The following is a 703-nucleotide window of genomic DNA, read 5'->3' on the forward strand; positions in this document are numbered from 1 at the left end:
GGTATTTTTTCGAGCGTACGGTCCCAGGACGAGTAACTGTCGTGCCTGCCGCTACGTCCTCGCCTGCATGGGAAGCCATAAAGCGGTCGTATTTGTAGTCGAGGTAGTTCGCCCCCACCAAAAACGTATTTTCTGTACCCAACAAAGAGAAGTTGGTTGTTACGTCTAAGTACGCGGTATCGAATACCCAGTTATCTGTGCGCTCGTTCCCTTTATGTCGAATCACACCATCTTTGTCATAATTGTCAAACTTAGGGTAAGACTCTACATCAAAACGCTTAAAGTCTTGACGGTTGTAACCCGCTTTCACATTCACGTTATCAGTCACTTGAGCATTAATATCGATACCGTAGTTTTCTACGTCGTTATCAATTTTTGACCACTGAGCGTCCCAGATGTACTTATCACCACGAACTGGCTTTCCGTCCACGATGTAAGCACCTGAATCTACGCTACCTTCGTCTTTTGTACGGTCATAATGCGCTGACACCATGATGTTTTCAGTAATGTCATACTCAACAACCAGGCCACCCACAACACGGTCAGTTTGCGGCTTTGTGCCATCGCCATACGTACGCCAAGAGCTGTAGTTTTCTTTCGCAAAAATAGCGCGAGCACGTAGCGTTTCTGCGTCATTTAAAGAACCACTTACATCAAGTACGGTACGTGAATGTTCGTTTGAACCGATATCTTGGCTCAAGCT

General features: G+C 45.9%; 1 pseudogene. It reads right to left on the bottom strand.

The features are described from left to right. Positions 1–703: pseudogene (gene peuA, locus R7Z49_RS25090) on the bottom strand (TonB-dependent siderophore enterobactin receptor PeuA); the annotation flags it as partial.

It is taken from the genome of Vibrio sp. 1562 (assembly GCF_033340155.1).
In the GTDB taxonomy this organism is placed as follows: Bacteria; Pseudomonadota; Gammaproteobacteria; order Enterobacterales; family Vibrionaceae; genus Vibrio; species Vibrio alginolyticus.